At 48.7% G+C, this 24,720-nt stretch carries 22 protein-coding genes; 7 read left to right on the forward strand and 15 right to left on the reverse strand.

The annotated features are described in order from the left end of the window. The first annotated feature begins 90 nt into the window (after nt 1-90). Nucleotides 91-339, forward strand: coding sequence for a hypothetical protein (locus U719_RS14175; protein ID WP_041255214.1), 249 nt, complete (start codon nt 91-93; stop codon nt 337-339). A gap of 63 nt (nt 340-402) precedes the next feature. Here U719_RS14175 and U719_RS14180 read toward each other — a convergent pair whose 3' ends face one another. After that, complete coding sequence (locus U719_RS14180; protein ID WP_023469473.1) at nt 403-834, reverse strand: helix-turn-helix domain-containing protein; 432 nt, start codon at nt 832-834, stop codon at nt 403-405. A gap of 122 nt (nt 835-956) precedes the next feature. Then, a complete protein-coding gene (locus U719_RS14185) occupies nt 957-2,384 on the reverse strand; it encodes an SdrD B-like domain-containing protein (protein ID WP_023469474.1) in 1,428 nt (475 codons plus the stop codon). Nucleotides 2,385-2,523: 139 nt separating this feature from the next. On the opposite strand from U719_RS14185, the gene U719_RS14190 reads away from it, so the two are divergent. After that, nucleotides 2,524-4,041 carry a S8 family peptidase gene (locus U719_RS14190; RefSeq protein WP_023469475.1) on the forward strand — a complete coding sequence of 506 codons (1,518 nt, stop codon included), beginning with the start codon at nt 2,524-2,526 and terminating at the stop codon, nt 4,039-4,041. A gap of 45 nt (nt 4,042-4,086) precedes the next feature. On the opposite strand, the gene U719_RS14195 is transcribed toward U719_RS14190, so the two are convergent. From U719_RS14195 to U719_RS14205, 3 genes are read right to left on the reverse strand one after another with little or no spacing between them, the layout of a single operon-like run. Beyond that, complete coding sequence (locus U719_RS14195; RefSeq protein ID WP_023469476.1) at nt 4,087-4,509, reverse strand: hypothetical protein; 423 nt, start codon at nt 4,507-4,509, stop codon at nt 4,087-4,089. Between the two features lie 7 nt (nt 4,510-4,516). Next, the gene (gene fabZ, locus U719_RS14200; protein ID WP_023469477.1) at nt 4,517-4,939 is read right to left on the reverse strand and encodes a 3-hydroxyacyl-ACP dehydratase FabZ; all 423 of its coding nucleotides are present in this window, start codon (nt 4,937-4,939) and stop codon (nt 4,517-4,519) included. Nucleotides 4,940-4,965: 26 nt separating this feature from the next. After that, nucleotides 4,966-5,253, reverse strand: a complete 288-nt coding sequence (locus U719_RS14205; RefSeq protein WP_023469478.1) for a DNA-directed RNA polymerase subunit beta — start codon at nt 5,251-5,253, stop codon at nt 4,966-4,968. Between the two features lie 386 nt (nt 5,254-5,639). Between U719_RS14205 and U719_RS14210 the strand changes: the two genes are divergently transcribed. Together U719_RS14210 and U719_RS14215 are read left to right on the forward strand one after the other, a co-directional pair. Next, complete coding sequence (locus U719_RS14210; protein WP_023469479.1) at nt 5,640-7,007, forward strand: hypothetical protein; 1,368 nt, start codon at nt 5,640-5,642, stop codon at nt 7,005-7,007. An 88-nt stretch (nt 7,008-7,095) separates the two neighbouring features. Then, entirely contained in the window at nt 7,096-8,043 is a 948-nt protein-coding gene (locus U719_RS14215; RefSeq protein ID WP_023469480.1) for a class F sortase, read from the forward strand. 47 nt (nt 8,044-8,090) lie between these two features. Here the strand turns inward: U719_RS14215 and U719_RS14220 are convergent, their stop codons facing one another. Both U719_RS14220 and U719_RS14225 read right to left on the reverse strand, forming a co-directional pair. After that, the gene (locus tag U719_RS14220; protein WP_023469481.1) at nt 8,091-8,414 is read right to left on the reverse strand and encodes a helix-turn-helix domain-containing protein; all 324 of its coding nucleotides are present in this window, start codon (nt 8,412-8,414) and stop codon (nt 8,091-8,093) included. 67 nt (nt 8,415-8,481) lie between these two features. Continuing rightward, nucleotides 8,482-9,639 carry an AI-2E family transporter gene (locus tag U719_RS14225; RefSeq protein ID WP_023469482.1) on the reverse strand — a complete coding sequence of 386 codons (1,158 nt, stop codon included), beginning with the start codon at nt 9,637-9,639 and terminating at the stop codon, nt 8,482-8,484. Nucleotides 9,640-9,887: 248 nt separating this feature from the next. On the opposite strand from U719_RS14225, the gene U719_RS14230 reads away from it, so the two are divergent. Further along, nucleotides 9,888-12,428, forward strand: a complete 2,541-nt coding sequence (locus U719_RS14230; RefSeq protein WP_023469483.1) for an ATP-binding protein — start codon at nt 9,888-9,890, stop codon at nt 12,426-12,428. Nucleotides 12,429-12,528: 100 nt separating this feature from the next. Beyond that, complete coding sequence (locus U719_RS14235) at nt 12,529-13,374, forward strand: NAD(P)-dependent oxidoreductase (protein ID WP_023469484.1); 846 nt, start codon at nt 12,529-12,531, stop codon at nt 13,372-13,374. A 50-nt stretch (nt 13,375-13,424) separates the two neighbouring features. On the opposite strand, the gene U719_RS14240 is transcribed toward U719_RS14235, so the two are convergent. Next, a complete protein-coding gene (locus U719_RS14240; protein ID WP_023469485.1) occupies nt 13,425-14,207 on the reverse strand; it encodes a flagellar hook-basal body protein in 783 nt (260 codons plus the stop codon). Between the two features lie 15 nt (nt 14,208-14,222). After that, nucleotides 14,223-15,017 carry a flagellar hook-basal body protein gene (locus U719_RS14245; protein ID WP_023469486.1) on the reverse strand — a complete coding sequence of 265 codons (795 nt, stop codon included), beginning with the start codon at nt 15,015-15,017 and terminating at the stop codon, nt 14,223-14,225. 311 nt (nt 15,018-15,328) lie between these two features. Between U719_RS14245 and U719_RS16555 the strand changes: the two genes are divergently transcribed. Beyond that, nucleotides 15,329-18,112 carry a GGDEF domain-containing phosphodiesterase gene (locus U719_RS16555; RefSeq protein WP_255343806.1) on the forward strand — a complete coding sequence of 928 codons (2,784 nt, stop codon included), beginning with the start codon at nt 15,329-15,331 and terminating at the stop codon, nt 18,110-18,112. Between the two features lie 46 nt (nt 18,113-18,158). On the opposite strand, the gene U719_RS14255 is transcribed toward U719_RS16555, so the two are convergent. The 6 genes from U719_RS14255 to atpD form a co-directional block, all read right to left on the reverse strand. Beyond that, nucleotides 18,159-19,355, reverse strand: coding sequence for a multidrug efflux MFS transporter (locus U719_RS14255; RefSeq protein WP_023469489.1), 1,197 nt, complete (start codon nt 19,353-19,355; stop codon nt 18,159-18,161). A 194-nt stretch (nt 19,356-19,549) separates the two neighbouring features. After that, the gene (gene mreB, locus U719_RS14260) at nt 19,550-20,530 is read right to left on the reverse strand and encodes a rod shape-determining protein MreB (protein ID WP_023469490.1); all 981 of its coding nucleotides are present in this window, start codon (nt 20,528-20,530) and stop codon (nt 19,550-19,552) included. Between the two features lie 217 nt (nt 20,531-20,747). Further along, the gene (gene murA / locus U719_RS14265) at nt 20,748-22,052 is read right to left on the reverse strand and encodes a UDP-N-acetylglucosamine 1-carboxyvinyltransferase (RefSeq protein ID WP_023469491.1); all 1,305 of its coding nucleotides are present in this window, start codon (nt 22,050-22,052) and stop codon (nt 20,748-20,750) included. A 221-nt stretch (nt 22,053-22,273) separates the two neighbouring features. Continuing rightward, a complete protein-coding gene (locus U719_RS14270) occupies nt 22,274-22,507 on the reverse strand; it encodes a DUF1146 family protein (RefSeq protein WP_023469492.1) in 234 nt (77 codons plus the stop codon). 318 nt (nt 22,508-22,825) lie between these two features. Next, nucleotides 22,826-23,239 (reverse strand): F0F1 ATP synthase subunit epsilon, encoded by a 414-nt coding sequence (locus tag U719_RS14275; RefSeq protein ID WP_023469493.1) that lies wholly within the window; start codon nt 23,237-23,239, stop codon nt 22,826-22,828. 26 nt (nt 23,240-23,265) lie between these two features. Beyond that, nucleotides 23,266-24,684 carry a F0F1 ATP synthase subunit beta gene (gene atpD, locus U719_RS14280; protein ID WP_023469494.1) on the reverse strand — a complete coding sequence of 473 codons (1,419 nt, stop codon included), beginning with the start codon at nt 24,682-24,684 and terminating at the stop codon, nt 23,266-23,268. Nucleotides 24,685-24,720 lie beyond the last annotated feature (36 nt).

Consider the following 24,720-nt stretch of genomic DNA (forward strand, 5'->3'; position numbering starts at 1 on the left):
TTTTTCTCTGTCTTCACTATACGGGAGGAAAGCCGATTTGTGCATCGAAAAAGCTTTCCGAATACGCTATACTGAGTACGGAATGGAGGAATGCATGTGGCGATCATCATTTTTAGCCTCATTTGTCTCTTCGCGTATCGGATCCGTAAGCTTCCAGAAGTCCTGCGGTCGATTTTACTCGTCCTTGGTTTAATCAGTGGATGGTTCGCGTTATTTGAGATCATTGGATATATCGAAGCCAATCCGTACTTGGCGGCCATCCCGATCGCACTCGGGCTCGGCTATTGGTACTGGAAACGTAAACAACGTTCCGTCAAAAAGACGCCTTCGGATCAGTGAAGGCGTCTTTTCCTCTTACATACGAAAGCGCACGAGGGAGTTGTCCCTACGTGCGCTTTGCTTTTAGGATTGTTGTTTACGTTCCATCGACGCGATCTGTTCCTCGATATCGAGCAACTTCAATTCGTGTTCGAGCTCGAGACGACGTTTCTTTCGTTTTAAGCGCGCGAGTTCCGCTTCCATCGACGCTTTCGAGGCTTCCGGTGTTGCCGTTGTCTCACTCGATTGCATCGTCGCTTGGAGGGGATCAAAGACGTTCGACTTCGCAAACTGAGCTGCTTCCGGTCCGAACATATCTTGGATGATCGGGAGAATCTTGTTCAATGCCGTTCCTGGAATCTGTGATTTCTCATCGACTAATCGTTTCAACGCCAATTCATCGACACGATAGCCTTTGCCGTCCTGCTCCGCGTGCAATTCCCCTGTCCGAATCCAGCGCCGGACCGTCTCTTCCGATACGCGTAACAATTCACTAATCTGTTTTGTCGTCAACATCGAATCCCTCTTTCCTGTGATTTGATACTACTATTATGCGCATATGTGTGCGTGTGTGTCAATTACCACACATCATTCTATAAAAAAGAACGCCTCCGCTCAGGAGACGTTCCGTTTAAACTTTATCGTTTTCGGACAAGCAACCATACTCCGACGACGGCACTCATGCCACCGACGACCGCGAACGGAAACGGCTTGTCTTCCCCTGCTTGCGGTAGACGTTCTGCTGTAACGGTTGGAGTCGACTTAGCCGTATCCGCTTTTGCTGCGACCGGTGCTGTCGATTTGACCGGACTAACGACTTTCGTCGGTGTTTCCTTGACCGGTTTCGCCGGTGGCGCCAGTTCGACAGCAACCATTGTTCCGCCACCATCGCGTGTTAGATCAAGGACGGCGTCGACCGATTGACGCTTCAAGTGTTTTAAGAGATGCGCCTGAGCATCCTTCGCCTCACTCATGTCCTCTTCAAACGCAATGTAATCGAGGTGATGCATCGCCTTAACTGTATAACCGGCAGGCGCTTTGACTTTTAAAATGTACGTGCCGACCGGGAAGCTGTCTCCGCCTGCGAAGGCATGCTCATCTCCTTCGTCTTCAATCGTCCATGCCGTTTCCCCCGTGACCGTATCCAGTAACATGTACGTCATTGGGACGGTCTCTTCTTTATCCTGCGGCTGTTGATCCCCATTCGCATCGACGAAGTTCGTCAGTGTCAAGAAGTGCGACGGTTCCATCATCTCGTCCCCTTCTGTCATACCGGCATCGATGACCCGGACGTCCCCTGCTTGGATCGTTACGTTCGTTGTTCCGAACGTGTTGACATCTGAATCCTGATGCGGCTTCGTGAACGTATACAAGCCGATGTCATAGCCATCGACCTTGACTTGATACGTCCCTGGCGTCACCTGTTCGAATATGTAGTTCCCTTGTTCCGTGATCGCCATATCCGTGACGTCGCCACGTGGCGTGATCAAGAAGACACTGACGTCATCAAGAAGGGCTTCTGTCTCTTGGCGAATTCCGTCTTCGTTCGCGTCATACCAGACCGTTCCCGTAATTTGCCCCTTCGTCGCCTTGACGTTCGTCGCTGGAGCTGGTTTTGTTTCCGTGACCGGCTTTTCCTTCGTCGGCGTCGTCGGTTTCGGCTTAATCGGTGTATCCGGTTTGACGTCTGGTTTAACTTCCGGTTCCGTGACGGGTTCTTCCGGTGTCGCAGGATCATCCGTTACCGGCTCCTCCGCGTCGACTTTCGGAAACTCAAGGAGAATCGATTGCTGTGTCGTTGGTTCCGTGACGACGACCCGTGGTGCCGTCTCTGCTGTGAACGTCACGGTCGGATGTGCAGTGATATCAATGCCGCTTCCCGTCAAACCGTCTGAGAACGCAAGCGCCGTCTCACTCGTCACATCGACGATGCCTTCTCCTGTGAAGGTCAACGTATACGGTCCTGTCCCGCTTGCTGTCACGTCCCATTTCGATTCGGCTTGGACCGGAGCGATGCCCGTCCCACCCCACATCAGGAGTAACAAAAAGATGATGATTTTTTTCATGGTGTCTCATTCAGCTCCGTTTCTGTAAGAAAAACATATCTAAATTTTAAACAACAACGTAAAATTAAACCAGATAATTTTGTTTGAACTGTCCTTTTTTTCAACTTTCCACCATTTTCCGTAAAGGTCGTGATTTTTTATGAAACGTATCCTTCCACTCCTGCTCGGTGTCAGTCTCCTGACCCCGTCCGTCGTCTCGGCTGCTACGACACCACTTCCGATGACGAGTCAGACGTTACGCGGTACATATGATGCGTCCGGACGTGCCGTCTTCACCATACCGTCAGCCCTCTATATCGAACGGGCAACGCATCTCGAATTCGACTTGGATCGCTCGAAAGGTTCCGTCTATACCTCAAAGAAGAATTACAGCAAAGGGACGACCTACAAACGGTATCGCCAACTACAGGACGAAGCGTTGATCTTCCCGCTCAGCTGGTCCGGTACACAGTATGTCGTCTTCGAAGGAAAACCGGGGACCCGCTACCAGATTCCCTTTAGCCTCCGTAAACTCCAGCCGCTCCTACCGATGAAGCCAAGTGCGACGACGTCAAAGACCGCGAGTCTCCTCGTCAAAATGAAGCACGGTAGTCTGAAACAATCCGTCTCGACGTCGCTGCAGGCGACACGATCGTCGCTTCCAGCCCTGTCCCTCGAAGAATGGACGTTCAAGTCGAAAGCAGCCGCGCAACAGGCAAAACGTTACTTGGAACGATCCGCTGCTGTTGACTACGTCGAACATACACAGACCGTCCGGACGGCAAAGGATATGTATCGCCCGTACCAATGGTCGCTCCAGAACACAGGGCAACGAAAAGGAAAAGTCGGAGCTGACATCCAGTACGCCGCTGCCTTAAAACGCCTCGCCGGAAAAACGTTACAGCCGACACTCGTCGCTGTCGTCGATACCGGGATCAACTCGACCTATGCCGACTTCGCAGGACGCGTCCGGACCGATCTCGGGTACGACTTCATTCGCGGGAAGACGTCGGTCACGGATCCAGACGGTCACGGTTCCCATGTCGCCGGGATCATCGCTGCGAATGCCGATAATCTGTATGGCATTCAAGGGATTAATCCAGCGGCTTCCTTGATTCCGATTCGTGTCCTTGATGCACACGGGCAAGGGTCCACGTCGGACGTCGCACGTGGTATTCTCCATGCGGTCAAAAAAGGCGCCCGCGTCATTAACCTTAGTCTGGAAATGGATGAAAAATCGCGTGCTATCGAGGATGCGATCGCATACGCCGATCAGAAGAAGGTGCTCGTCGTCGCTGCTTCCGGTAATGACGGCGCGAAGACGATCAGCTATCCTGCGCGCTATGCCCATGTCCTCTCTGTTGGCGCAACGGACCGAAAAGATATCCGCGCCTCGTTCTCGAACCGCGGAAAAGGACTCGATCTCGTCGCACCGGGCGTTGAGATCCCGAGTTATATCGGTGACGGTGAACTCGCCTATTCGAGTGGGACCTCGATGGCAGCCCCTCACGTCGCAGCTGTCGCAAGTCTCCTAATGAGCTTAAAACCGAGCTTGTCACCGAGCGCGACAGAGAAACTCTTAAAGTCGTCCGCTCGTGATCTTGGAACAAAAGGCTACGACACCTCATACGGCTACGGTCGACTCGACGTAAACCGTGCCGTCTCGCTCGTCAAATAAACGATAAAGCGCCGATTCCTGTGACAGGAGTCGGCGCTTTATCGTTCATCGGATGATTTCGAGCGGAATCTCAATCCCGCGTCCTGCACCGGCGTCAATGACCAGGACAGGCAGGCGATTTTCGTTGAAAACTTCATCTTCAATGGTTGTATCTGAAGTGTACGTGCGAATCTCACCCATTTTTTTAGCGGAAAACGACACGAATGGGAACGGAATCGATTGATTTGAGACCTCTAACCGAATGTCGACTTGTTGGTCGTCAAGACGAATGTCATTCGTCGTCTTGATCGTCAAACGCATCCGGTCCTTACTCGTTAAGGAAATCTGGGCGGAGATGTTCTCTGTCTGACCAGCCCGTTTGATCGGGTCGACGATGACCGATGGGGAAGCGGTCTCGACTTTTTCAGCACGCTGACAGCCAGGGATGATCAATAAGGAAATCGCGAGAGGAAGCAACCAGCGTTTCATCTGGTCGTCACTTAATTGCGAATGTCAATTCGGCAGTGCAGGCGACTTCCCCGTCTACCGTCGCTGTGGCACGACCTTTTCCGATAGGTCCACGTAACTTCGTCAATTCAACTTCGAGGCGCAATTGATCGCCTGGCACGACTTGACGTTTAAAGCGGCAGTTCTCGATGCCGGCAAAGAAAGCAAGCTTTCCTTGATTCGCTTCCATCTTGAGGACAGCGAAGGCACCGACTTGCGCGAGCGCCTCGACGATGAGAACGCCGGGCATGACGTTATAGTCAGGAAAGTGTCCGTTGAAGAATTCTTCGTTCGCAGACACGTTTTTCACTCCGACCGCGCGTTTGCCTTCTTCGACCTCTAAAATCCGATCGACGAGCAAAAAGGGATAACGGTGCGGAATGACTTCCTTGATTTGTTCGATTGTATACATATTAAACAGCTCCCATCACTGACAAATTAAGATTTCATCCAAAAATCGGTGATGCGGGTCCATGTGTCGAGCTTTAACACATCCATTGCCTCGCCACCACCAAACGTTGCATACCCTACCATTGCACCGACGACCAGTGCGACGATGACGAGAACGAGAACGATCAACAACCGGACGAGAATTGGGACACGTCGCGTCGTGTACTTCCGAAGACGTGGTGTTTTCTTTTCAGATGTTCCAGCGTCCTTGCCTTGTTGATGTCGCTTTGAACGTTCACGCGTTGGCTGTTCCGTACCTGCTTGGTCTTGTACCATTTTGATCACCTTTCATTGATTCAGTCTAAGCGTAGTATAGCACATTAGTACCAGGTAACAATATCAGGAATGACTTTGTTTTCTCCTGGTTCCTAGCTAGTGTAACACGAGCGATCGGTAAACATTTAAAAAAAGTTTTCTTTTGTTATATAAGGAAGTAAAAAATTCGCAACACATTATTTCCGTAAATCTCACATTTTTTTAAATCCAAATGCCATCCATCCGCGTAAGCCTTACAGATTCACAAGCAACACTTACAAGCACAGGATGACACGGGCCCGGTTTCATCCCTCTATTCAAGTTTAGATCAACGCTTCCAAACGTTTTTCATATTAAAAACCAAAGCAAGCGCTCCACTACCTTAAAATCGAGAGGATGGATTCAACATGAAACACACTAAAAAATTCGCAGCATCAGCAATGGCAGCAGCACTCGTACTTCCAGGAACAGCAGCATTCGCTTCTGGTGGCGCAGATGACATGAAACAAGAGGCACCAAAGAACGTCACGGTCAAAACAAAAGCTGCTGACCTTCGTGCCACACTCGATCAGTTACTTTCAGAGCACTTCGTCCTCGCTGTCATGGACATGAAAAAACAATATGACGGTTCAAAAGACGCAGAATATTACGAAGCAGCACTTAAACAAAATGCACTCGATATGACACCAGCCATCGCTTCCGTTTACGGCGACGAAGGCGCAAAACAATTCGAGAAAATTTTCGTTGATCACAATAAATACACAACAGACCTCGTCAAAGCTGTAAAAGCAGATGACCAAGACGGCATCAACGCTTCGAAGAAAGAAACAGAAGAGTTCGTACAAGATCTCTCAAGCTTCCTCGATACAGCAACGGAAGGTAAACTCCCGAAAGCAGCAGCTGAAGAAGTCCTCCGTGCTCACGAAGCAGATGTCTACAAGACATTCCAACAATATGCTGCTGGTGACTACGAAGGATCGTACAACACGTTCCGTGAAGGATACAGCCGCATGTACGATATCTCTAAAGCACTCTCTGTTGCTATCACAACACAGATGCCTGAGAAATTCGACAACACGAAAGCAGATTCTAAAGCAGCAGATCTTCGTTCAACACTTAACAGCCTTGCAGCTGAACACGTTGCACTTGCAAACCTCAGCATGACAGCTGGTGTGGATAAAGCGAAAGATTACGATGCAGCAAACTGGGCTGAAGATATGCACACTGCAGACTTCAAAGCAGCGATCAAATCAATCTACGGTCAAGCCGGTGCGGATCAGTTCGAACAAGTTTGGACGAAAAACCACATCGAAGCACAAGCAAACCTCGTCACAGCAGCAATCAATGACGATAAAAAATTAATGGGTGACGCACAAGACATGCTCAAAATGTTCTCGAACGATTTCGGTGCATTCCTCGGTGCGGCAACAGAAGAAAACCTTCCAACAAAAGCAGCACAAGAAGCCGTATCAGGTCACGAGACTTACGTCCAAGATACGTTCATGCAGTATGTTGAAGGCGACTACAAAGGTTCTGTCGACACATTCCGTGAGTCTTACGCTTACATGTACGGCGTAGGTGAAAACCTCGGTGAAGCGATCGTCAAACAATCGCCAGAGAAATTCATGGATGGTACACCAGGCTCAATGCCTAACACTGGTAACGGTGGTATGAGCGACAACAACACAGCTGCAACAACAGGTGCAATCGCAGTATTCGGTCTCGCACTCGGAGCAGTTGGTCTTGTCCTCGCACGCAAACGTCAAAACGCCTAAGAAATTGGGTATAATCAAAAACAGGATAGCAATCTGCTATCCTGTTTTTACATAGAGAGACCCTTCTCTCGGAAAGGAGTTACACGTCATGCGAAAATGGTTACTGCCGACAAGCATCGTTTTGATGGTTGCTTCCGTCGGAACGCTCTTGTTCCTGCTCTTTAGCACACCGGAACAAGCAGCATCCAACATCACCCAAGGAACGGCGTCACCCAAGACGGTGACTTCTTCCGAGAATAAGAAGGAGGCGCCAGCAGAAGATCCGTTAAAACCATCGGACATCTTCAAAAAAGAGTTCAAGGATCTTTCGACGAATGAAGTTGAATTACCAAAGACTCTCTCGATTCCAACGCTTGACGTCAAAACAAAGGTCGAGCAAGTCGGTCTTGATAAGAATGGCGCCATGGCGACACCAAAGAATGAACAACAAGTCGGCTGGTATAAGTTTGGTCCACGTCCAGGCGATGTCGGGAATGCTGTCATCGATGGACACACCGATACGAAAACAGGTCCTGCCGTCTTCTATCAACTACGAGACTTAAAGAAGAATGATCAAATCAAGATTAAGGATGCTTCGGGACGGACGCTCGTCTTCCGCGTCAAAAAGCTTGTTCAATACGATCACTTGGATGCCCCGCTTCAAAAAATCTTTGGTGCTTCTGAGAAACGGAATCTTAACTTGATTACGTGTATCGGAACGTTTGACCAAAATGCCGGAACGTATGATGATCGACTCGTCGTTTTCACAGAACTCGATGAGAAAGCATCTGATCCCGTCAAAACACCACCGAAACCAGCCACGAACGTCCGCGTCAGTGGTGGATTCGTCAACTGGTATGCTTCTACGGATAAAGATGTCGTCAAATACAACATCTATCAAGAAAAAGACGGTAAACGCAAAAAACTCGGTACAACAGATGTCATCGAACGGAAAGCCTTCCCACTTCCAGAAGATGCGACGGGTCGTTTCATCATTACAGCCGTCAACAAAGCAGGCATTGAATCGGAAGAAGCCTTCAGTGCCGTACGTCGTTAAGATCCACACAAAAGCCAGAGTCTAGCGACTCTGGCTTTTGACGTCCATCAATAACGAATATGCTGTTTGCTCCAGCGAATCGATTCCTTGAACTGACGGACGAGATCTTCTGCCGGTGCCGTTAAATAATAGGCCAGCCCGTGCACTTTTTCTGACATCTGCTGGACGACGAGACCATCTTCGATCAGCTCCTGCAGCTGTTCGAGGATTTGACCGTGTGACTGATCGATCCGTTGCTCGAGTTCCCCGATCGTCAACGCCCCATCACGCAAGAGATAAATGATACTCGACTTGAGGCTGTTCTCGAAGTTGTGTTGAAACTTCTGCAATGCCAGTAAATCGGCTTGTTCTTCGGTATGACGTGAATCCATCTGATCCCTGCCCCCTTTTTCTTAACTACGTCTTCAGTATGACGCACTTTTACGTGAATTTCAAAACTCAATCGCGCTCCGTGACAATCGTATCGAACGTCTTCTCTTCTTCCGTGATGACCATCTTCTTTTGCGAGCGAAGATGATAGAGACGACGGATGTTCAGGATGACGACCTTCATGACGGCGTAGAACGGGACACCGAGTAAGACCCCGAAGAAACCAGCGATGTTCCCCGCAACAAGCAGGACGATGATGATCGTCAATGGATGGACATCGAGCGTTTTCCCTTGGACGAGCGGTGACATGATGTGCGAATCGATCTGTTGCGCGACCGTCATGACGATGATTGCATAAATCGCAAGAATCGGATCCTGGATGAACCCGACGATCAATGCCGGAATGACACCAAGGACTGGACCGAGAAACGGAATGATATTCGTCAGTGTCGCGAACAACGCAAGCAGCAACGCATAATCAATCCCGATGATTAAGTATCCGATGTAGGCGATGATCCCGACCCCGATACTGACGATGACCTGACCTCGGATGTAACTCATGATCGTCAAGTGGACGTCCCCGAGAATTTTTTTCGTTTCCTTATGGTACTCGTACGGCATCAGCTTGACGAGATTGCCTTTCAGCTTATCGCCATCAAGCAACATATAGATCAACATGATCGGGATGATGACGATCGTCACGACCGTCGTCGTCACGACACTGACGAATCCACCAACGCCCGTACCGATGTTCTTGAGGAACGTCGAAGCGTATTCCGAAATATTGCCGGAAAACTTATTGAACAAGTTATCTGGTCCTGAGAGGAAGCGTGAGAATACCGAACTGTTTTCAAGTTGCTCTCGGACATCGATCAATTGACGCTGAAACTGCGTCGCAAGTGTCGGAATCGAGTTGACGAACTGTGTGATCTGTTCTGATAGCATCGGACCAAAGATGAAGCCGAGCGTCGTCAAGATTCCGATCAGACCAACGAGGACGATCAAGACAGCAGGTCGTCGCTTCATCTTTTTCTCGAGCAACTCGACGATCGGTAGCAGGACATAATAGAGAATCCCGGCGATCGCAAGCGGTGGTACGACCATCTGTAGCAAAATCGCGACCGGTCGGAATAGGAACGTGACATGATCGCCAATCCAGACGATGATGAGTAACGTCATGATCCACCAGGCGAATCGGTACCATTTGTTTTCGAACATTTTTTGCATCTAACCACTTCCCTAATTTAAAGTATGAAGTTCCATATCCTCTATTGTTTTCCTTAAAACAACGCTTCTTAATCCTTATTCTCAGAAAATATATCGGTTCCTCCATTTTAACCAATATATGATATATTTGTTTTAATAAGATTTGCAGATTCAAATTTGCCGTACAAGTTGAATGTGCGTAAGATGAATATATTCGAACTTAAGCAATCTTTTTCATACATGTAAAATAGAATACGGAGGATACCCCAGTGAAATGGATCAACCATACCATCGGTCGCCAATTGATGTTCGCCTTCTATATGGTGTTCGTCGCCCTCAGCATCACGTCTGCGATCGTTTATTTCTACACGGAACAAAAAATCGATCAGGCGAATGCGACATTCGATGACTTACGTGAACGACGAACGAATGCGAATGACCTCGCTAGTGAGTGGACCGTCGCGCAAAGTAACGTTAAATCCTACTTATTGACCGGCTCACAGGAAACACTGGATACCGTCAAGACGAATCAACAGGAAATCAATCGTTTAACGACATGGTTCGAAAAGTACGCTGTGTACGAGCAAGGAAAAGAGTACGCAACCGCGACACGTCAAATGTATGACGATTATTTCGGAACAGCACTGCCGCTCCTTACTGAATACGTCGACGGGAAGAAAGACGGGAAAATCGATGAAGCTTTTGTCGACCCTGATACCCTTGCTGCGCTTTCGAATGGGAAGGATCTGTTTAATGCAAACGGAACAATACGCGGATCGGTTAGTTTATCAGACGCTGATGTCGACATGACACGGATTGATACGTTACTTGCTGATTATCTGACGTTGATTCAAGGGAAAGAAGTCGATGCAAAGAACGATCTTCTTGGCGAAATGCGTGTCGCCCAGTTCATCTGGCTGTCGAACCTCGTCGTCTTGATTCTCGTCCTCTTCTCTCTCGTTCGTCCATTCATCAGCCGCATTACGAAGCAGGTCAACGCACTGTCTCGCGATAGCGCTTTGCTTGCAACAGGTGAAGACATCCAAGCGATTCCATTACCGAAACGGAAGGACGAGCTGCATACGCTGACGGCATCATTCAATCAAATGGCGGCATCGATTGCCGACAACAAGGTCCATATGCTGGCGAAGAACGAAGAACTCCAGGCACAACAGGAAGAACTCGTCGCCCAGCAAGAAGAACTGCAAGCGCAACAGGAAGAGCTTGAGGAAGCACTCGATATCACGCTTCGGAGCGAACAACATCTCAAGTATCGCAATGAATTGACCGAGACGCTTGCGTCCCGTGAGACACTGACGGCGTATCCGGAAATCATCGAGAAGCTCGTCTCGATCACACATTCTGAGATTGGTGCATTGTTGTTCCTTAATCAACAGGAAGTCCGTTCAACGATCGATTATGGGATGACGGAAGAGATGGTCGGTCGTCTTGTCTCCGATGATCAATCACTCTTGCACCGCGCACGCCTCCTAAAGCGTCCAGTTCATTCATCGAAACAGGTCGCGCACGAAAGTCCGCTTCCATACCCATACTATATGTATGAGGTCGCAGTCCCAGTTCTTGATCCGACGAAAGAGCACATGATCGCCTGTATCTATCTCGTGCGCTATCGCGATGCCTTCACAGCGGAACAGATGGATGACATCTTGTCGTTCTCGCATCAATTATCGCTTTCCCTTCTCCGGATGGGGATTTATGAAGAAATGATTCGTGAGAAGAATAAGACGACCCAACTATTAAACTCGATTCGTGAAGCCGTCGTCTACATCGAACATGAGACGGACGAATTGCTCGTCAACGAACCGCTGATGACGTTGTTCCCGGAAGTACCAACAGAGTTCAAAGACGAAGAGCGCTCTGCCTTCCAGCAAGCGATGCAGGCACTCGCTGACATCATCGATGAACCAGCACCATTTGAGCGTTACATCGAACAGATCGTTGAGCTGAATTTACCAAAAGATAGCTTGATCGTCTCGATTCGAAAACAGAGTACGTACATCCAGATTTATGCCGAGAAGATTGAAGTCGACGGCATGTGGGTCGGTACGATGCTTGTTCTCCGTGACGTGACGAAAGAGACGGAAGCGGAGCGGATGAAGGAAGAATTCGTCTCGACCGTCTCGCATGAATTACGGACACCACTCTCTTCGATCTATGGCTTCACCGAGCTGATGCTTAATAAACGGTTCGAGGAAGAACGGCAACGGAAATATCTCCAGACGATCCACTCCGAGACGGGTCGCCTGACGACGCTCGTCAATGACTTCCTCGATGTTCAACGGATGGAATCGAGCGAACACCGTTACGAGATGACGACGTTTGATGTCGTCGAACTCGCCCAGGATTTAATCGAGTTCTATGATGTCTCGCATGAGACACACACGATTGATTTCGAGGCACGTGGACCGATCATGATCGACGGCGACGCAGAAAAGATGAAGCAGTTGCTCAACAACCTGCTCAGCAATGCCGTCAAGTACTCACCGAGCGGTGGTACGGTTTTGATACGGATTACAAATGAACTCGGTTTCGCCCAAATCCGGATCCAGGATGAAGGCATCGGGATTCCGCAAGATGCCCTTCCGAAATTGTTCGATAAGTTTTATCGTGTCGATAACTCCGAAACACGTAAAATCGGCGGAACCGGTCTGGGTCTATCAATCTGTAAGGAAATCGTTAAACACCACAGCGGAACGATTGATGTCGAATCCGTCGTCGGTGTTGGATCAACCTTTACGATCCGTTTCCCGATTGCTGTCATCTCGACCATCCTCACGTATGAAGATTAATCACCTGACCGTTCACATCATGTGGACGGTCTTTTTTGTCGTTAGATTCGACGACGTGCGGGGTATAGTCAAAAGCGCATTAGGATAAGGAGGAATCAACATGCAACTTGGATGGATTGGTTTAGGACATATGGGTATACCGATGGCAAAACGTCTGCTTGACGGTGGGCATGACGTGATCGTCTACAACCGGACGTATGAAAAAACAGCGCCGTTGACTGATCGAGGAGCAACAGCGGTCAAAGAAGCTAAGGACGCAGTACATCAAAGCGACATCATCTTCGTCATGCTCGCGGACGGACCAGCTGTCGCGTCCGTTCTCGACAGCGTGCAAGAGGAGCTTGTCGGTAAGACGATCGTCAATTTAAGTACAATCTCGCCAGATGAAACAAAGCAGATGGCTCGGCTTGTCGAAGAGAATGGTGGGACGTATCTTGAAGTTCCTGTTTCGGGGTCTGTCCCCGTCGCAGAAAACGGGCAGCTCGTCTTGCTTGCTGGCGGTGACGCAGACGTCGTCACGGCTTGTCAGCCGTATCTTGATTTACTCGGAAAGGAAACGATCCATTTCGGTCCACATGGCTCAGGAAGTGCGGCAAAACTTGCCATCAACCTCTTACTCGCCGTCGTCGGACAAGGAGTCGCGGAGACGTTATTGCTCGGAGAAGGTGCGGGTCTTGAGAAAGAGAAGCTGATCCAGATGATCAGTGCATCGGGCATGAACACGCCGCTCTTCACCGGTAAACGGGACATGTACCGGAACAACGATTTCCCGTCTGCCTTCCCGCTTCGCTTGATGGCGAAGGATCTCGGGCTGATCATAACTGAAGCAAAACGTCAGCAGCTCGAGTTGCCGCTCGCTCAAGCAGCGGATCGTAGTTATACGAAGGCAAAGCTTGACCATGGGGATGCTGATATGGCCGCTATTTATCAAGCGCTACAAGACTGAACGTAAAAAGCAGATCCGCACTCAAATCTGAGGCGATCTGCTTTTTCATGTTATTTCAGTGACGTGACGATTCCCATCATCTGATCGGTCGTCATCAGTGCTTTTGAATTGAATTGATACGCCCGTTGAATCTGTGTCAAATTCGTCATCTCGGTCGCCATATCGACGTTCGACGACTCGAGTGTGCCGACCGTCAATGGATTTCCATCGACTGTTTCATACTGTCCTGGTGCTGTAAACAATCCGGCTCCATCTTCCGTCAACTGATTCGGATTGTCGACATACCCGACAGCAAGTCGTGCGAGGACACGGCGCTCTCCATTGACGATTCCCGTGACGTTGCCGTCCTTGTTCAATTCGACACCCGTCGCATCCGCAGGTAAGAGAATTGGTTCATTTTGACCGTTAACGACAGACCGTCCCGCGTCATCCGTCAATTGAATACGCCCATCGGCTTGCGGAGATAGTTGGAAGTTTCCGTCTCGCGTGAACTTCGTCACCCCATCCCGATCGATGACCGCAAAGAAATGATGCGGATCCGATAAGGCGGCATCGAGTGCCCGGTCCGTCCGTTTGAACGTTCCCATCGAAAAGCGCGTCGCTTCATTGGCGACATAGCCGCCGACACCGATTCGTAAGCCGGCCGGTGTCGATAAAGGTCCCGTTTGCAATGCAGCCGGTTGGTTCTGGATGTTACGCGTCAACAGCTCCTTGAACTGGGCGTCACGACGTTTATATCCGTTCGTATCGACATTCGCTAAGTTGTGCCCGGTCGTATCGAGTTGTTTTTGTAATTGCGCCATTGTACTGGCTGACGTATAGAGTGATTGCATGGTGTTCCCCTTTCATTATCGGACGCGACCGATTTCAGAAACTGCCTTTTCGGCAGTCCGGTCATACGCTTGAATGACTTTTTGATTCGCTTCAAACTGACGCAGACCAGCGTTCATCTCTGCCATCGTCTGTTCAATCGCGACGTTCCCGAGTTCAAGTACCCCTTGATCAACCTTGACATTGCCTTGTGCCAACGCTTCAGGTGCCCGGTAGAGTCCGTTCTCAACCCGTTCGAGCTGTTCCGTATTATTCGTCGTCACAAGTCCTAGTCGTCCGACTTGCTCTCCGTTCCCCCGCGTCACGACACCTTCAGGTGAGACTTTGAAATCGTCATTGCCGACGTTCATAAAGTTACCGTCTTCATCGAGTACCTGATCACCGTCCGTCGTCCGTAAGATACCGTCTCCATCGACTGCGAACTGCCCATTCGTCGTATACAATGTTTCTCCTTCGATTCCTGTTCCTTCTCCCGTATTATGGAAAATCGTGAACATCGGCACACCGTCGATCGAACTAATCTGTAAATCCGTCGCATTTCCTGTCTCCGTGATGGATCCAGGTGCGAAGTTCGGTGTCGCCTCCTGCATAAACACACCTGTCGCGAGCGTACCGACGTTTCCAGCAGGTCGAATTCCCGTCCGTTCATTCGTCGCCGCTTGATGGATCATCATCTCCGGAAACGTGCGCAGGGATGCTTGATCGGCACGGAAGCCGGGCGTCCGTGCATTCGCTAAGTTATTACTCAACATCTCTTGTTGGCGTTGCAATGCCTGCATCGCACCGGATGCCGTATACATTCCGCGTAACATCTATATTTCATCTCCTCATTGACTTCATGTTCAATTCTATCTTTTAGTATATCGGTCCGTTTGCTTCAGATTATGAGTTTTTTTCAAAAAAAGGGAATAAAATTCTGAGTTGCATCTAAAGTACTACTATTCCTATCAAAAAATCATTCTCCTTCTTTTGAATTCGTTTCATATTCATAATTATTCCAATTGGGTATAATTAGAAGTAGTTCATATCGACCAGTTGAAACGAGGTGATGACGGTGTCTTTCTTTAAAAGACGTACGAACCAATCGACCACTCCTTCTTTAGATTTCACACTGTTGACAGACATGACCCACTTCCTTGAAAATCACCCGGATGCAGTTTATACGATGGATTTGAAAGGAAATTTCATCGCATTTAATAATAAGCTACCTCTTTTACTCGGTTATCCCACCGACGCGATCCGTGGTATGCATTTCAGCGAGCTGCTCATCAAATCAGAAGCTGAACGTATTGCACCACTAAAACATCGTGTTCACGAAGGCGAAACGATTCATTTCACAACGGACATTCAACGAAAAGATGGTCAAATCCTGACTGTCAACGTCACGAACATTCCCCTCTACAATCAACACGTCATCATTGGACTTTACGGCATTGCGCGTGACGTCTCCCAACAAAAAGAATTACGTACCGCTTATAATCGTCTACTTGCAAAGGAACAGTTGACGACGACGCTTGAAGGCGTCACCTTTCTTGAATATATTCCTTCGACGAAACAACTGACTGCCGATGCCGCACTTAGTCAATTGCTAGAATGGTCACAGCGTCATGTCGCACAAATGGATGCATACGAACTGCTCGACGAAATCCACCCGGAAGACCGCGATCTATTCTTACAACAGAGTACTGCCTTGTGTGACGAGCAGATTGCTGAATTCTCGATGTCCCTTCGAATGAGCAAACGACGTCACTATACGAAAGTCGTTCGTTGTGATGCCTTACTTCAGCAAAACTCTTCTCCCCGCTGCGTCAACTTCATCCTGCATGATGCGACGGAGCTGACGAGTCTTGAACGCGAACGCGATCATGCCATTCAGTCCTTAAAGGATGTCTTCGGCTCACTGGATACGTCCATTTACGAACATATCTATCATCCGCAAACCGTCACGTTTCAATCAGCCGGTTTTTTAGCTCCCTATCAGCACATCCTGAACCGGATTGAAAAGGAACCCCAGTTATGGCGGACACTGATTCATCCCGAGGATTTACCACATTTAGAACTCTCGTATCCTGAGATTCGTAACGGTAAGGTCATCCGACACGTCTATCGCCTCCAACTCCTCGACAATGTCTTTTGGATCGAGGAAACCTGTATTCCAATTCTTGATAATAAGGGCGATGTCTCGGGTCATTATGGGGTCTCGTCTGACATTACGATTTTAAAAGAGCAACAGCATACGATTTGGCATCTCTCCATGCATGACTCGTTAACTCAGTTACCGAACCGCGCCTTTTTACTCGAGGAAATCACGAGTTTATTGAAGACACGAACATCGTTTACGTTGCTTGCTATCACCTTTAAGCAATACAATGTCATTCATGAACGTTTCGGACATGATGTCGGAGATGAATGGATTCGCCAGACGAGTACTGAAGTGCGTCGCTTTGCAGATCAAGATCATTTCGTCGGTCATCTGTTCGGTGATAAGTATCTCTTCATCATTAAGAAACCGATTGATGAGACAGCTATCGTGAAACTAAGCCATCAGCTACTGAAGCTGTCTGAAAAACGTTTTGATGTCTTGTCTTATGAATTGTTCACGAACGTCTATATCGGTATCACATACGTCGTCAACGATAAACTATCAGCAGACGAATTATTGAAACAAACGTATACAGCACTCCGGCGTGCGAAATCACGAACGAAGAGCAATTATCAGTTTTACTCGACGACGCTCGATATTGATATGTATCGCCGTTATGAACTCGAACGGGATTTACGGTACGCCATTCAAAACGAGCAGCTCGTCCTCGAATACCAGCCGAAAGTCGACGGCTGGAACGGAAATATTCAAGGAGCCGAAGCGTTAATTCGCTGGAATCATCCGGAGTGGGGACGCTTGACGCCAAAGGATTTCCTCTCCTTGTCGGAAGAAAGTGAGATGTATCTCCACATTGGGGATTGGGTACTCGATCAGACATGTCGTTTTCTCAGTAAGCTTCGCGAACAACGCCATTCGAACATCGTTCCGATTTCCATCAACGTCTCCCCGAAGCGTCTGTTTTACGGAGATTTCGGACAAGTCATCGAACAATATCTCAAGCGATACCGAGTACCGGGTCATCTCCTTGAGATTGAATTACTCGAGTCCGACATCTTACTTGAAAGCGATAAAATCCATGAGATTCTAGAACGAATTTCTGCACTCGGTGTCCATATCTCCTTAGATGACTTCGGTACCGCCTATTCATCGATCTCTCACGTCCAGCGCTATCCGATCAATTGCCTAAAGATCGATCGTTCCCTCGCGCAACTGATCGAGCACGATCCAAAAAGTCGTTCCATCGTCAAAAGTATTCTCTTCATGGCAAAGGAGTTTCAATTGACTGTCGTTGCAGAAGGCATCGAAACGATTCCGCAGCTCGATTTTTATCGCGAGTTACAGTGCGACCTGATTCAAGGCTATTTGTTTAGCAAACCAGTATCAGAGAGCACTTTTGAAAAATTACTGACGAAAGGGATGTTATATCCACAACACACCGGTACAGCCGCTCCAGTCGAAGCGATTTTATCATTATTTGCTCAAATCACGATCACCCGGCTGAACGGTCGAGCCATCCAAGTCGGATCCTCTGATATCCTGATCAATCGATGTACGAATAAGACGTTGTTCTTCTACTCTTCGATTCGTCTGCCGATTCATCAAAACATCGAACTGAACGTGACACTTGCCTCATTGATTCATCCCGAGATTTTTCTCGTTCCTGTATCCATCACGGAACTCGATAACGGCCTGTTCCATTATGCAGCGGATTTCAAGGTGCGTGCGCTCTCTTCTCTCGTCCAGGAGCAACTGAAACATTCTCAACCTTCCTTTTTGGAAGACGTTCTCGAACCGCCTTCTTAAGACAAAAAACACGTCGACTCCTTCGTTAGAGTCGACGTGTTTTACCTTATCCGTTATTTTTACTGAGCACTGCTGTTTGTGTCCGCTCTAACACGGCATTCGTGATGACGATCAGTCCAGTGAAGAGGAATAACGCTTCAAAGCCGAAGTGCCCGGCAATCTGTCCACCCGCGAGTGGTCCGAGGAAGTTCCCCATGAACTGCGCGGACTGGTTATATCCAAAGATCCGGCCTGACGCATTGGCTGGCGTATTCTTCCGAAGCAACGTTTGAACAGACGGCATTAAAGCAGCTGTCGCAAATCCGATTCCCATCCGTAAGACGATCAATTGACTGGTATCCGTGACGAATGCTTGCGGAATCAAAAAGGCAGCAAAAATAAGTAGCGCAAAGAACAAGACACGCTCTGCTCCAATCTTATCTGAGAGACGACCGAGACGCTGTGCCGCAATCAATGCTGCAATCCCAGGTGCCGAAGCGACAATCCCGGATAGTAACGCCAGACGTTCTGTCCCCGGACTAAGTTCTCGAACATACAGCGACAGGATCGGACTGATTGATTGTGCCGCGAACTGAATCAGGAACGTCGTCAAAAAGAGACTTAAAATCAGTTCCGGATGACGCAGCGACTGGATGATTTCCTTCGCGGACGCCATTTTTTTAACTTCCATTGGGACGAATTCTTCTTTAACTAAGAAGTAGGTCACGAGAAAGGTAATGAAGAGCGGTACGCTCGTAAAGAGAAAAACGGGTCGAAGCCCAACAACGTCGGCGAGGAATCCTCCAATGAGAGGTCCTAGCAATCCACCGGCAATCCCACCGGTCGACAGGGTGCCGAGCGCCCAGCCACTTTTCTCTTTTGGGGTTTGGGAAGCAACGAGTGTAATACCGGCTGAAATGAATCCGGACACGGCTCCCATGACAAGACGTAAGAATACGAGTTGATAGACGTCTTGAACGAAACTAATCAAGAACATGACGATCGACATACCAAGACTTGCGCGAAGCAACATCAGCTTCCGACCTTTTCGATCGGCGAGACGTCCCCAAATCGGTGAGACGATCGCAGCGACGAGGAACGTTGCACCAAAAGCGATGCCGGACCAGGTCGTAATATCTTGTCGGCTGTCGACACCGAGTTCTTCAATGAATAAGGGCAAAAACGGTAAAACGAGACTGAGGGCTGCAGCGGTCAAAAAACTACCGAACCAAACGACGACTAAATTTCTTTTCCACAATGGCATTGTGGCATCACTTCCTTTTATTTTACAATTCGTTTCAATACAACAACTTCTAATATACACTTCACAATATGAAATGTCTAGCGTTTGAATCGTTCAAGTGTTTCTTCCAGTTGTCCTCTACTCTTCATTAATTCGCAAAATGGATGCTACAAAAAAAAGAAGCATTCTCCGATGAGAACACTTCCATCTTTTCATCACTTGCCTAAATTATCGAGCATGATGCCTGTACCGCGTGCGACACATAGCATTGGATCTTCTGCAATCAGAACCGGTAGTCCGAGTTCTTTTGCAAGCAGTTGATCGATGCCGTCAAGGAGTGCGCCCCCACCCGTCAGGATGATACCGCGATCGATGATATCCGCTGCGAGCTCTGGTGGTGTCTTCTCGAGCACACGCTTCGTTGCTTCGACGATTTCCATCGCTGCTTCCGCGAGCGCTTCGTGCATCTCTTCTGATGTCACCGTGATGTTGTGCGGTAAGCCTGTCACGAGATTGCGTCCCCGAATATCCATCTGTTCGCTCCGTCCGTCTTCTGAAACAGTAGCAACCGTCGTCTTGACCGCTTGTGCCGTCCGTTCCCCGATGATGAGCTTATGTGTATCCTTGATTGAACGGATGATGTCGTGGTCGAAGCGATCTCCTGCGACTTTGATCGTCTCCCCGCATACGATATCACCCATCGATAGTACAGCGACGTCCGTCGTTCCCCCACCGATATCAATGACCATGTGCCCTGCTGGCATCCAAATGTCCATACCGGCACCGACTGCTGCGACCTTTGGCTCGACTTCGAGGAAGACCGTCTTTGCGCCTGATTTTTCACCGGCTTGACGAATCGCCTTCGCTTCAACCGTCGTGATGCTTGCTGGTGTACAGATCAACATCCGGACGCCACCGAACATTTTACGGACTTCAATCTTATCAATGAAATGGCGAAGCATTGCTTCCGTCATCTCGAAGTCCGCGATGACTCCGTCTTGTAAGGGACGAATCGCGACGATGTTCCCCGGTGTCCGCCCTACCATCAAGTGTGCTTCCGTTCCTACTGCATGAATCTTACCTGTTGCCTTATCGATCGCGACGACCGATGGCTCATCGAGGACGATGCCTCTTCCTTTGACATGAATGACGACGTTCGCCGTCCCTAAGTCGATTCCGATATCTTTTGAAAACATCTCGTGTGCTCTCCTTTACCCGATGGCTATTCTTCCAAAATATAGAACGTCGTTTGGACGTCTAACCCATTTATGTATACATACTTTTCAATTCTAGCATACGCCTCATAACGAAACGACTTTCTTTTTCGCTTTTCACATTTCATTGTCATCTTTTTGAAAATACAGCAAAAAAGCATCATCTCAAAAACATGAGATGATGCTTGGATAATTGGAATTAAAGCTTTGTTGCTGCCGTTTCTTCGACGATTGCCGCTTCTTCTGTCACACGTTCGACGTCTGCACCGAGTGCTTGAAGTTTGAGGTGGAAGTCGACGTATCCACGATCGATGTGGTGAAGCGCACCGACACGCGTTTCGCCTTCAGCGATCAATCCTGCTGTGACGAGTGCAGCACCTGAGCGAAGATCCGTTGAAAGAACTTCCGCACCTTGTAACTGTACACCACCATTGATGATCGACGAGCGACCTTCAATCTTGATGTCCGCGTTCATGCGACGGAATTCTTCAACGTGCATGAAACGGTTCTCAAAAACTGTTTCCGTGATGACCGATGTGCCGCCTGCTTTGAGAACGAGGGCCATCATCTGTGCTTGAACGTCTGTCGGGAAACCAGGGTGTGGCATCGTCTTGACATCAACTGCTTCAAGTTTTGCTGGACCAACGACACGGAGTCCTTCTTCTGTATCCGTGATCTTAACGCCCATCTCTTCCATCTTCGAGATGAGTGGACGAAGGTGTTCGCGCTCAGCACCGATGACTTCGACGTCACCTTCTGTGATCGCTGCTGCGATCATGAACGTACCTGCTTCAATCCGGTCAGGAATGACATAGTGTGTTGCACCGTGTAATTTCTCGACGCCTTCGATGCGGATCGTTTCTGTACCTGCACCGCGGACTTTTGCGCCCATTGCGTTCAAGAAGTTCGCAAGGTCAACGATTTCTGGTTCTTTTGCGACGTTCTCGATGACTGTCGTTCCTTCTGCGAGTGTCGCAGCCATCATGATATTCTCTGTCGCACCGACTGATGGGAAGTCGAGGTAGATTTTTGCACCTTGGAGACGACCGTCGACATGCGCTTCAACAAATCCGTTTCCGATGATCGTCTTCGCGCCCATCGCTTCGAAGCCTTTCAAGTGGAGATCGATTGGACGTGACCCAATTGCACAACCACCTGGCATCGCAACGCGTGCGCGACCGAGACGTGCGAGTAATGGTCCCATGACGAGAATCGAAGCTCGCATCTTACGCACGTACTCGAGTGGTGCCTCGTCTTTAAGATTCGGCTCTGCATTGACCGTCACCGTGTTGGCTTCCGCATCGAATTCGACTTCCGCGTTCAAGTTGCGCAACACGTTATTGATCGTATAGACGTCTGCTAAACGTGGTACGTTTTGAAGGACGGATTTCCCTTCTGATGCAAGCAATGTTGCAACGAGTGTTTTTAATACGGCATTTTTTGCACCTTCTACTTTGACTGTGCCAGCTAATTTACGTCCGCCTCGGACAACGATTTTTTCCATTCCCCATACTCCTCTGCTTCGTTTCTGTTCTATTTATGATGGCGTGATAAGTGCGTATGCGGTTCGAGATGAACCGATAGAAGAGAAACTCCCAATAGTTAAAACTACTACGCGACTGTTTCGATGATTGATAAATTGACTGTGTTCTTTCATTAAAGAACAGTGTCCTTTTCCATGGTAATCCAGTTTCACGATACAAGGTTTACAATGAAGTTACAAGTTCAGCTGAATAAGAATTTCAGACGTTGCGCAAAACCAGCATATTCAAGTAAAAAGCGCGCCAGACTGGAACCAAGAGCAACAGCAAGCAGGACACGTAGTAAAACCGCCTGTGGACCTCTAGGATGTTGCAGGAATTTATCCCATTTGATTGGTAACATCACCCACCAAGCAAACAAGATGGCGATCACGTACATGAGCATGCTGATCAGAGCACTAATACCAATTGACGTCACTATCCTCGCACCTCTTCTTCATAATTTCTTCAACTTTACCATGATTTCATAAAATGAATGATTGCGCAAACAAAATGACACAAGCTGCATTTATTTTATCGCATAAAATATATTTATTGAAGAGCAAATGAGGAAAATCATGAGCTTTCTGTTGAAGAAATCGTGAAAACAAGGCATATAGTGTTCTTTTACATATTTTTCGCTTCCTAAACCTGATTCCAAGCGCCTCGCTCAGAAAACGCTTCTTCGCACTCATTCATTGATGCGTCGTACAAAAAAAGACCCGATTCCATGAAGGAATCGAGTCTTTGATCGACATCAATCGCGACCGTAATCTTTCAAGCTGAGACGGTTAACTGCTCGTTTCAGTGAAAGTTCAGCACGCTTGAATTCGAGTTCTGATAATTTCGTGTCCTGGAGACGACGTTCTGCACGAACCTTCGCAGCTGCAGCACGGTCGTAGTCGACCTTGTCTGCTTGCTCCGCAGTTTCCGCAAGAACCGTTACAGTATCCTGGCGCACTTCCATAAAGCCACCGCTGATAGCGATCAACGTGCGTCCGCCATCTTCGTGGCGCAACTTCAAGATGCTGATATCGAGTGGTGTTACGAGTGGGACGTGGTGCGGGAGAACCCCGATCTCACCAGAAATCGTCTTCGCAACGACCATACGGATATCGCCATCATACACTTCGCCATCCGGGGTGACGATATTGACATGAAGTGTGTTCATCTCAAGTCCCCCTTATGCTTTGTCACTTAGACAAGCGCCTTCGCTTTTTCAATCGCATCTTCGATCGGACCGACGAGACGGAATGCTTCTTCCGTTAAGTCATCGTGTTTACCTTCGAGGATTTCTTTGAAGCCGCGGATCGTGTCCTTAACTGGGACGTATGATCCTTTTTGTCCTGTGAACTGCTCAGCTACGTGGAAGTTCTGCGACAAGAAGAACTGGATACGACGCGCACGGTGTACAGTCAATTTGTCGTCTTCTGACAACTCGTCCATACCGAGGATCGCGATGATATCTTGAAGTTCTTTATAACGCTGAAGTGTTTCCTGAACTTGACGTGCAACACCGTAGTGCTCTTCGCCGACGATTTCCGGTGAAAGGGCGCGTGATGTCGATGCAAGTGGATCCACGGCAGGATAGATCCCCATCTCAGAGAGACGGCGCTCAAGGTTCGTCGTTGCATCTAAGTGAGCAAACGTCGTCGCAGGAGCCGGGTCAGTATAGTCATCGGCTGGTACATAAACCGCTTGGATCGATGTAACCGAACCTTTGTTTGTTGATGTGATTCGCTCTTGGAGCATACCCATCTCTGTTGCGAGTGTCGGCTGGTAACCAACGGCAGATGGCATACGACCGAGAAGGGCCGATACCTCAGAACCCGCTTGTGTGTAACGGAAGATGTTATCAACGAAGAGAAGAACGTCTTGTCCTTGCTCATCACGGAAGTATTCTGCCATTGTCAAACCAGTCAAGGCAACACGAAGACGTGCACCCGGTGGTTCGTTCATCTGACCGAAGACCATCGCTGTTTGTTTGATAACGCCTGAATCCGTCATCTCGTGGAACAAGTCATTTCCTTCACGCGTCCGCTCACCAACACCTGCGAATACTGAGATACCGCTGTGCTCTTGCGCGATGTTGTTGATCAATTCCTGGATGAGGACGGTCTTACCTACACCGGCACCACCGAAGAGACCGATCTTACCACCCTTGATGTAAGGAGCAAGCAAGTCGACGACTTTAATTCCAGTCTCGAGGATTTCAACTTTCGTTGAAAGGTTATCGAAAGTCGGTGCTTTTTTGTGGATCGGAAGACGTTCTACGTCAGCAGCGATTTCTTTTTCATCAATTGGGTTACCGAGTACGTTGAAGACGCGACCAAGTGTCGCTTCTCCGACGGGTACCGAGATTGGAGCATTCGTATCGAGTACTTCCATTCCACGGCGTACTCCATCCGTAGAGTCCATCGCAATGGTACGGACGACGTCGTCACCAAGGTGCAGGGCGACCTCAAGCGTCAAGTCGATAGCCACTTCTTCTACAGTTTGCGGCGTATATTGAATACGAAGCGCGTTGTAGATGTTCGGTAAGTGTCCTTCGAACTTAACGTCGATGACAGGTCCCATGACCGCGACGACGCGGCCTTTTAAACCGAGTTCGTTCATCGTGTTTCCTCCTACCTATCGTTACGCCAGTCGGGA

Source organism: Exiguobacterium sp. MH3, assembly GCF_000496635.1.
Classification (GTDB): domain Bacteria; phylum Bacillota; class Bacilli; order Exiguobacteriales; family Exiguobacteriaceae; genus Exiguobacterium_A; species Exiguobacterium_A indicum.

Coding starts and splice junctions, on each gene's coding strand:
- U719_RS14175 (WP_041255214.1), top strand. CDS start 91: ATGCATGTGGCGATCATCATTTTTAGCCTCATTTGTCTCTTCGCGTAT.
- U719_RS14180 (WP_023469473.1), bottom strand. CDS start 834: ATGTTGACGACAAAACAGATTAGTGAATTGTTACGCGTATCGGAAGAG.
- U719_RS14185 (WP_023469474.1), bottom strand. CDS start 2,384: ATGAAAAAAATCATCATCTTTTTGTTACTCCTGATGTGGGGTGGGACG.
- U719_RS14190 (WP_023469475.1), top strand. CDS start 2,524: ATGAAACGTATCCTTCCACTCCTGCTCGGTGTCAGTCTCCTGACCCCG.
- U719_RS14195 (WP_023469476.1), bottom strand. CDS start 4,509: ATGAAACGCTGGTTGCTTCCTCTCGCGATTTCCTTATTGATCATCCCT.
- fabZ (WP_023469477.1), bottom strand. CDS start 4,939: ATGTATACAATCGAACAAATCAAGGAAGTCATTCCGCACCGTTATCCC.
- U719_RS14205 (WP_023469478.1), bottom strand. CDS start 5,253: ATGGTACAAGACCAAGCAGGTACGGAACAGCCAACGCGTGAACGTTCA.
- U719_RS14210 (WP_023469479.1), top strand. CDS start 5,640: ATGAAACACACTAAAAAATTCGCAGCATCAGCAATGGCAGCAGCACTC.
- U719_RS14215 (WP_023469480.1), top strand. CDS start 7,096: ATGCGAAAATGGTTACTGCCGACAAGCATCGTTTTGATGGTTGCTTCC.
- U719_RS14220 (WP_023469481.1), bottom strand. CDS start 8,414: ATGGATTCACGTCATACCGAAGAACAAGCCGATTTACTGGCATTGCAG.
- U719_RS14225 (WP_023469482.1), bottom strand. CDS start 9,639: ATGCAAAAAATGTTCGAAAACAAATGGTACCGATTCGCCTGGTGGATC.
- U719_RS14235 (WP_023469484.1), top strand. CDS start 12,529: ATGCAACTTGGATGGATTGGTTTAGGACATATGGGTATACCGATGGCA.
- U719_RS14240 (WP_023469485.1), bottom strand. CDS start 14,207: ATGCAATCACTCTATACGTCAGCCAGTACAATGGCGCAATTACAAAAA.
- U719_RS14245 (WP_023469486.1), bottom strand. CDS start 15,017: ATGTTACGCGGAATGTATACGGCATCCGGTGCGATGCAGGCATTGCAA.
- U719_RS16555 (WP_255343806.1), top strand. CDS start 15,329: ATGACCCACTTCCTTGAAAATCACCCGGATGCAGTTTATACGATGGAT.
- U719_RS14255 (WP_023469489.1), bottom strand. CDS start 19,355: ATGCCATTGTGGAAAAGAAATTTAGTCGTCGTTTGGTTCGGTAGTTTT.
- mreB (WP_023469490.1), bottom strand. CDS start 20,530: ATGTTTTCAAAAGATATCGGAATCGACTTAGGGACGGCGAACGTCGTC.
- murA (WP_023469491.1), bottom strand. CDS start 22,052: ATGGAAAAAATCGTTGTCCGAGGCGGACGTAAATTAGCTGGCACAGTC.
- U719_RS14275 (WP_023469493.1), bottom strand. CDS start 23,239: ATGAACACACTTCATGTCAATATCGTCACCCCGGATGGCGAAGTGTAT.
- atpD (WP_023469494.1), bottom strand. CDS start 24,684: ATGAACGAACTCGGTTTAAAAGGCCGCGTCGTCGCGGTCATGGGACCT.